The sequence below is a fragment of the Streptomyces sp. NPDC006207 genome (assembly GCF_040613835.1).
Lineage (GTDB): Bacteria > Actinomycetota > Actinomycetes > Streptomycetales > Streptomycetaceae > Actinacidiphila.
Genome location: NZ_JBEXSX010000012.1, coordinates 11,453 through 19,238, shown reverse-complemented (window position 1 = coordinate 19,238; position 7,786 = coordinate 11,453). Strand labels below are relative to the sequence as shown.

At 73.3% G+C, this 7,786-nt stretch carries 5 protein-coding genes; 2 read left to right on the top strand and 3 right to left on the bottom strand.

Annotated elements, in window-relative coordinates; all coding sequences use genetic code 11:
* Nucleotides 1-97 precede the first annotated feature (97 nt).
* Together ABZ312_RS12220 and ABZ312_RS12215 are read left to right on the top strand one after the other, a co-directional pair.
* Nucleotides 98-967, top strand: a complete 870-nt coding sequence (locus ABZ312_RS12220; RefSeq protein ID WP_500329366.1) for a hypothetical protein — start codon at nt 98-100, stop codon at nt 965-967.
* 48 nt (nt 968-1,015) lie between these two features.
* Nucleotides 1,016-1,315 carry a hypothetical protein gene (locus tag ABZ312_RS12215; protein ID WP_158689870.1) on the top strand — a complete coding sequence of 100 codons (300 nt, stop codon included), beginning with the start codon at nt 1,016-1,018 and terminating at the stop codon, nt 1,313-1,315.
* A 106-nt stretch (nt 1,316-1,421) separates the two neighbouring features.
* Here ABZ312_RS12215 and ABZ312_RS12210 read toward each other — a convergent pair whose 3' ends face one another.
* Genes ABZ312_RS12210 through ABZ312_RS12200 form a run of 3 tightly spaced genes read right to left on the bottom strand, consistent with a single transcriptional unit; the run spans nt 1,422 to nt 7,670 of the window.
* Nucleotides 1,422-5,918, bottom strand: coding sequence for an FtsK/SpoIIIE domain-containing protein (locus ABZ312_RS12210; protein WP_500437500.1), 4,497 nt, complete (start codon nt 5,916-5,918; stop codon nt 1,422-1,424).
* Nucleotides 5,919-5,937: 19 nt separating this feature from the next.
* Nucleotides 5,938-7,080, bottom strand: coding sequence for a hypothetical protein (locus ABZ312_RS12205; RefSeq protein WP_500437498.1), 1,143 nt, complete (start codon nt 7,078-7,080; stop codon nt 5,938-5,940).
* Nucleotides 7,077-7,670 carry a sigma-70 family RNA polymerase sigma factor gene (locus tag ABZ312_RS12200; RefSeq protein ID WP_499509416.1) on the bottom strand — a complete coding sequence of 198 codons (594 nt, stop codon included), beginning with the start codon at nt 7,668-7,670 and terminating at the stop codon, nt 7,077-7,079. Before ABZ312_RS12200 ends, ABZ312_RS12205 begins: the two co-directional genes overlap by 4 nt.
* Nucleotides 7,671-7,786 lie beyond the last annotated feature (116 nt).

The following is a 7,786-nucleotide window of genomic DNA, read 5'->3' as shown; positions in this document are numbered from 1 at the left end:
TGACGTGGGTCAAACCCGTGCGCGGCGGTGAACCGGCGGGGGGCGTGGTGCGTGGTCGTGGTGACCGGATTCTCCAAGGACCGTCCGGAGGTCCCCTGTGCCCGAGATCAAAATCGACTACGACGTCCTCAACGCGGCGAAGCGCGACCTGGAAGCCCTGGCGGGCGAGATCGACCCGCTCATCAACAAGGGCGTCTTCGGCCGCCTCGGCTCGGGCAGCGGTGAGGCGGAGGCGATCCTCGGGCACGAGGGCGTCGCCAGTGCGATGTCGCTCTTCCACACCAACGCCAGCAGCACGATGAAACGCGCGGACAAGGGCCTGAAGGAGCTGGCCTCCGCGTTCGGCGGCGTGGGCGAGGCGTTCCGCGAGTTCGACTCCGAGCTGGGCGCCGAGATCGGTGTGATGAGCGCCAATCTGCACGTTCAGAACTGGCGGCAGAAGAAGGACCTGTGGGACTACAAGCAGAACCACCTCAAGGAGTGCGAGGGGCCCGGCGAACTGCCGGACTTCTGCTCCGCCACGAACCCCGGTGACACGCCCCCCGACTTCCACGTCGACACACCCAACGGTGGTTCGATCGACTCGCACGTGGAGGTCGACAAGGACGGCAACGTCACCAAGGAAGTGACCACCGTCAAGTACGACGGCAACACGTACAAATCCACCACCACCTACAACGGCCCGAGCTACACGACGGAGACCACCTATCCCGACGGCAGCACCGCGCACACGGTGGCCAACATCAACGGCGACGGCAGCGGCTCCATGACCGTCACCGGCAGCGACGGCAGCCACACCGAGTACACCCGCGGCCCGAAGGGCTCCGACGGCAAGACGCCGGAGTGGACGTGGTCCGGCGGCAACAAGCCGGGCGAGGACCCGCACGACCCGAAGAACCCCAACAACCCGGACACTCATCCGCAGAACCCGGGTACCCACGGCGGCACCAACCCGAAGATCGCCTGATCGGGGACACCACCCCCAGGCCAGTCATCAGAAGAGAAAGGCGATGCAATGCCCGCGATTCACATCGTTCCCGAGGACGTCCGGCAGCGGGCGGCGACTCACGCGGCCACCTGCCAGGAGTGGATGACCCGGCTCGGGAGCCTGAAGGGCCAGGTCGAGAGCATGCTCAACGACGAGCTGGTGCTGCCCCAGGCCAGCCCCGCCATCCGTGACGCCTACGAGCAGTTCACCGGCAGTCTCACCCAGGCCATCCACGGCCTGGAGAACTTCGGTGAGGCGTTCACCTCGATCGCCAAGGGCGCCGAGGACTTCGACACCCAGGTCGCGAACAACTTCAACAAGAAGTAGGGGACGCGCGCGAAGGGCCGGGCGGGAGTCGTCTCCCGTCCGGCCCTTCGCGGTGTCCGGGGCCCGTGCCGTGGCCCGCGCTCCGGTGCGGGCCACGGCTCGGGCGTCACTCCGTGCGGAGCGAGGTCAGCGGCACCTGGAGCGCCATCACCTCGTTGCCCGGTCCCGCGGTCCAGCCGCGGCCCGCATGGGGTGCCACCCGGGTGATGGCGTGCGGCAGCCGTACGCCGATCAGGTCCCCCTCGGTGGTGCTCTTCGGTCCGAGCAGCAGACCCCGGCGGGCCTTGCGGGCGCTGGACATCCAGCCGCTCATGCCGCCCTGGACACCGTCGGCGGTCGCGGCGTAGACGAGGCCGAGGCCCTGGTCGCGGCCGGACACCGTGATCTCCTTGAGGAGCTTGTCCGCGCCGGACATCGCCAGCAGGTCGGCGTCGTCGACCATCACCACCCGCGGGCCGGGCAGCGCGGCGAGCGCGGAGCGCACCGCCTCCTCGGTCGGTTCGGTGTCGGTGATGACGCGGACCGTGGTGTGCCGGCTGAGTCCGCGCAGCGGGGACTCGCGCGGGGTGAGGACGACCAGTGAGGTACCGCCGGCGAGCAGCGAGACCGCCAACGAGGCCAGCGTGTTGCTGCGCCCGGACCCCGTGGGGCCGATGACGCCGAACACCGCGGACGCGCCCGCGAGGTCGACGCCGACCGGCTCTCCCCCGTCGCCGCCGATGCCGAGCAGGCCCCACAGAGGCCGCCGCTGCCCCGCGGGCACCTTGTCGTAGACGTCGGCGAACTCCGCCGACCGCGGCAGCGAGGCCACCGTGAAGGGGCGCCGCTCCTGCGGCACCCGCGCGTCGCGCTTGAGCGCCGCGGCCCCGATCTTGCGCAGCGCCTCGACCTGCTCGGTGCCGCCGCCGGGGGCGAGCAGCGCGATCTGGGTCTCGGTGCCGGTCAGGACGTGCCAGCCGCGGCCGGGCGGGATCTCCGCCGGCAGCTTGCCGGGCTTCATGCCGACGGCCTGGACGTCGGAGCGGTCGCCGGGCCGCAGGAGCAGCCGGTGGTCGTTGTGCGCCGCCATGCGGCCGCTGAGCAGGGAGCGTTCGGAGGTGCCGATGAAGTGGATGCCCGCGCCGGCGCCCTCGCGGACCAGGCGGACCATGTCCTGGTACATGTGGCTGTACTCGTGCTCGTCGAGCATGGCCGACAGGGCGTCCCAGCCGTCGACCAGCAGCAGGATGTGCGCCGGGCGTTCGGCCTTCGGAAGCACCTTGCGGAGCTCGTCGATACCCGTGGCGCTGTGCCGCTGCGCCAGCTCCTGGCGGCTGACGAGTTCCTGGTTGAGCCGGCGCAGCAGCCGTTCCAGCCGCTCGGTGTCGTGGCGGGGGACGACGGCGCCGCAGTGCGGGAGCGTGGTGAGTGCGGCCAGGCCGCCGCCGGCCGCGTCGATGCCGTAGAAGTGCACGTCGGCGGTGCTCTGGTGGCGGGCGGCGGAACCGGCCAGGGTGCGCAGCACCTGGGTGCGGCCGGAGCGGGGCGCACCGATGACGTACAGGTGGCCGAAGCTGCTGAGGTCGGCGGCGGCCACGTGGCGCCGCTGCAGCTGCGGCACGTCCTCCAGGGCGTAGGGGATCAGCAGGCGTCCCTCGCGGACGGGATTCATCGCGTCGAGGTCGTCGAGCAGGACCCGGCGCTCCAGCGCGGGCAGCCAGGGGCTGGGCTGCGGGGTGTAGTCCTCCAGCTGGTCCACGGCCGTGCGGATCTCCTCCACCAGGACCTGGAGGTCGGTGGGGGCGGGTGCCTGGGCGCTCCGGGTGAGGACGACCTCGGACGCCGGCGGGGCCGCGGCCCGCCCGAGTGCGTCCCAGGACAGCTCCGACGCCACGACGGGCTTGCGCGCGCCGCTGTCGGCCTCGGTCTCCGCCTCGCTCTTTGGCCGCGGCCGTTCGGCGCCGACCCAGGCCGTCTGGAACGGCTCGGCGGACTTCGGCCCGCGCCGCACCAGGGCACGGCCGGGGGTGGTGGCGGAGATGTCGACGGCGTCGTTGACGTCGATGACGTCCTGGCTCTCGGACTGGTCGGTGACGCGCAGCGCGATCCGGAGGTTGGTGTTGGCGCGGATGTCCGCGGTCACCACACCGGCGGGACGCTGGGTGGCCAGGACCAGGTGGATGCCGAGCGACCGTCCGCGCTGGGCGATGCTGATGAGTCCGGGCACGAAGTCGGGCACCTCGCGCACCAGGGTGGCGAACTCGTCGATCACCAGCAGGAGCCGCGGAAGCGGCGCGAGGGTGGGGTCGGCGGCACGCTTGGCCTGGTACTCGGGGAGGTCCTTGGCGTTGGCCGCGGCCAGGACGTGCTCACGGCGCATCAGCTCGGCGCCCAGCGACTCCAGGGCGCGCTCGACCAGGTGGGCGTCGAGGTCGGTGACCATGCCGAGGGTGTGCGGCAGGTTCGCGCACTCCTTGAAGGCGCTGCCGCCCTTGTAGTCGACGAGGACGAAGGTCAGCTCGTCGGGCCGGTTGGCGGCGGCGAGGGAGGCGACGAAGGTCTGCAGCAGCTCGGACTTTCCGGAGCCGGTGGTGCCGGCGACCAGTCCGTGCGGGCCGTCCTGCACGAGGTCGAGGGAGAACGGGCCCTCGAAGCCGCTGCCGAGCACGAAGGAGGTGGCGGAGGGCCGGGAGCGCCAGCCCGCCAGGATCTTCTCGGCGCTGGGCGGTTCCTGGTTCAGCAGGTCCAGCAGCTTCACCCGCTGCGGGAGTCCCGCGTCGTGCTCGGGGCTGACGTCGCGGACCGGCGCCACGGCGCGGGCGACCTGCTCGCACCACTCGGGCGTGACGTGGTCGGCGCGGACCCCCGGGACGTCGGGCGTGCCGGGGCGCTTGACGGTGAGCCGGCCGGCCTCGGCGAGCACCACACCGGTGCTCTCCTCGGGCAGCAGCCGCTCCTGGTCGTCGAGGCACAGGCTGAAGACGCGTACGGCCGGGCCCTCGGTGAGGACCTGGACCATGCCGGGCACGTCGCGCAGCCGCCGGGCACCGTCGGCGATCACCAGGACGTCGGGGCCTACGGGGGCGGCGTTGCGGTCGGAGCGCGTGGCCCGCTTGCGCACCTGGATCTGCGCGACCAGTTCCGACACGCGGGCCGCGGTCGACTCTGGGTCGTTGCCGATCAGGACGAGCGGGCCGCCTGGCGCGGCGGGCCGCACGTGCGGGAGCCAGCGCACCCAGGCCCAGTCGCCGGCGCGGCTGGAATCGGTGAGCAGCACGATCCGCAGGTCGCGGGGAGTGTGCAGCACCGCCGCCTGCACGGCCATCCAGCGAGCGAGCGGCTGCACCTCGGCGGCGGGGCCGGCCACGCCCACCACGCCATGGCCACTGAGGTCCATGGCGATAGGGGCGTCGGGGATGTTCCAGCGGATGGTGCGGTGGTTCTCGTCCCGGGCGGGGTCCTCGAGTTCGCGCAGCGAGGGCTGGTCGGCGGTGCCCAGCCGCAGCACGAGGTGGTCGGGGTCGTGGCGGCGCCGCTCCCAGAGCCGGCTGCCCGGCCCGGTGGCCATCAGGGCGACGGCGGCGGGGTCGGGGCCGGTGACATGGCGTACCCGGCGCTCGCGGGCGACGGCCTCGCGGACGCCGTCCTCGACCACGATCCGGCGCCGGTTGTACTGCCGGTCCGCCTCCTCGTACTCCTTGCGGGCGGTGCGCCGGCCGGTGACCCAGTTGGAGACCATCATCATCGGGCCGAGCAGGATGAAGGCGAGGAAGTAGTACGACTTGAAGATGGCGACCATGAAGAAGCCCATGATCACCGGGGCGATCATCATGGCCGCGGGGAAGGGCCGCTTGGCGGGGGGCGAGGGCGGCGAGGGCAGCCGCACCCGCTCGCCGTCCAGGTGCGGGGCGATGCGCGGCGGGCGGTTGTAGTCGATGCCGAAGCCGTCCGCGGACTCGGTGACGGCGGCGTCCGCCTCGACCGGCGCGCTCATCCTCAGCAGGACGGAGCCGACGGTCAGGTCCTCGCCGGGCGGCCACGGCACCGGCTGCCCCTGGGCGGCGGTGCGCTCGGTGGTGACCTTGTGCGGACGGGTGCGGCGCAGGGCGGTGACCGCGTCGTCCGGCGGGGGCGCGGCAACCCGGCCGCGCACGTCGTCACCGGGCGCGGTGCTGGTGCGGTGCCAGTGGGCGGAGCCGTCGGCGCCGACCGTCACCCACAGGCCGCCCTCGGGGACGCCGTCGCCCTCGAGACGGATCGCGCAGAGCGGTCCGGAGCCGGCCTCGTGGCTGCCGAACCCGAGCCGCCAGGTGCGCCCGGCCTGCGGTCCGGAGACCACGTGGACCTCGGCGAGCACCGGTCCGGCGTCGGTCCCGGCGCCGACGCGTACCCGGTCGGGGTCTTTGCCGGGGGCACCCAGGCCCAGGACGCCGCCTTCGCGCAGTCCCGCCGCATCGACGGGCGCGTCGGGGTCGAGCCGGCGGCCGTCGAGGTAGAGGTCGCGGCTTCGCGCCCCGTCCACGGCCGCCGAGAGGTCCGCGACGGTGGTGCGCGGTGGCAGCCCTACGAGGTGGTCGCGGCGCGCGCCGTCCGCGCCGTCGACGGTGGTGATGGTGAGGTTCACGGTCTTCCCAGTTCGGGCGTCACGAGGACGAGGAGCGTGCGGTGGCGGCGGAGACGCCCGCCGGTCCGAATGCGGTCGGCTCGGCGAGGTCGCCGTCCTCGTCGCCGTGTTCGGTGGCGGCGGGGGCGGGCTCGGGGCGGGGGGCGGTCGCGGAGACGGCCATGGCGGTGGGCGGGAGTCCGGTCTCGACGAGGTCGTCGTCGGCTGACAGGGTGCCGAGCACCTTCGGCGGGTTCGGACCGGAGCCACCGTCGTCCCCGGGGACGGGCGGCAGGGTGCGTACCAGCCGGGCGACGGCGCGGGCCAGGGGCAGCGCGTCGACGGTGAGGGCGGGCGGGCCTCCGTGCAGGCGCAGGTGGCCGTCCCGGTCCGCTTCCAGGATCAGGGTGCTGTGGTGGGCCACGCCCAGGGTGAGCAGGCGCACGCGGGCCGGACGGTTGCGCTCCGGTGCCTCGGCGCTCACGGCGTAGCCGGCGTCGAGCCGCTCGAAGACGTCGGTGGGGCCGTCGTGCCGGGGGTGCACCCCGGCGCCGACCACGACGCGACCAGCGGGGAGGCGGGCGTCGAGCTGGGCCGCGAGGGCCTGCAGGACCGCGCGGGCGGTGCGCCGCTCGCCGGTGACGGAGACCGCCGGGGGAACGGCCGTCAGGTTGAGGAGCACCGCGTCCGTACCGGCCCTGCCGAGGCAGACGAGCACGGGGGCCTCGCCGCCGTGCCCGGTCTCCGGTGCGGTGCCGAGGTCAGCGCGGCCGATCCACCACAGGCGCGGCTCGGCCGCGTCGCGGGCCCAGGGTTCGGGCAGCGCGCCCTCGCCGTGGCCGTGGGCGACGTACACGCCGACGACGTCGGTGCCCAGCAGCGTCGCGTACGGCCGGGCGCCGGGCCGTTCGGCGGCGGCGCGGCGCAGCGCGGTCGCCGCATCCGTCCACCCGGCGTCGTCGCGCAGCAGGCGCGCGAGCACACGCAGGCCGCTGCGGTGCCGCAGCTGCGTGCGGACGGGCGTGGCGAAGGCGCGTGCGGCCGTCGTCAGTTCGCGCACGACGCGGCGGCGCAGTGCGCCCCAGCCCCCCTTGCGGCGGACGAGCCAGTGCGCCACCACGACGACGAGGATCAGCAGACCGATGAGCGCGATGAGCCGGGTCCAGCCGGCGGGGACGTTCACGCGGCCACTCCGTCCACGCCGCGGCGGGCGAGTTCGGCCCTCAGGGCCCGCACGCCGTGGTGGGTCCGGGACTTGACGGTGCCCCGCGGTACGCCCATCTCGGCGGCGGCGTCGGCCCCGGTCTGGTCCATCACGTGCACCCGGACCACGGCCTCGCGGTGCGCGGGCGGCAGGGCGCTCAGCGCGGCGAGGAGCACGGACCGGTCCTCGACGAGACCGGCGTGGTCGCCGGCGTGGTCGAGCGCGGTGCCCGCGAAGTCCGCGGCGGTGATGCCGACGGGCACGGAGCGGTCGCGGCGGCGATGGTCGACGACCAGGTTGCGGGCGACCCGGAAGAGCCACATGCGGACCGGACGCTCGTGCACGTCCAGCCGCCCGGCGCGCTGCAGGGCACGCAGCAGGGTCTCCTGCAGCACGTCCTCCGCGGCATGCACGTCGCGGCCCATGAGGCCGGTGACGAACCTCCGGAGACTGTCCCGCTCGGCGATGATCAGGCTGGCGACAGCACTGTGTTCGTCGGCGCCGCCGGTGTCGTGGTCCGCGAGGATGTCCGCCTCGCCCTCACGACAGTCGGACTCGTTCACACACATGGCGTAAAGATTAAGCTGCTGAACGAGATGCTCTGACCACAGTGTTGGCGCATATTCGATCATTCACTGTCACACTTGGTGAAATCTTAAACTATTGTTCACCTTGCCGAAATCGA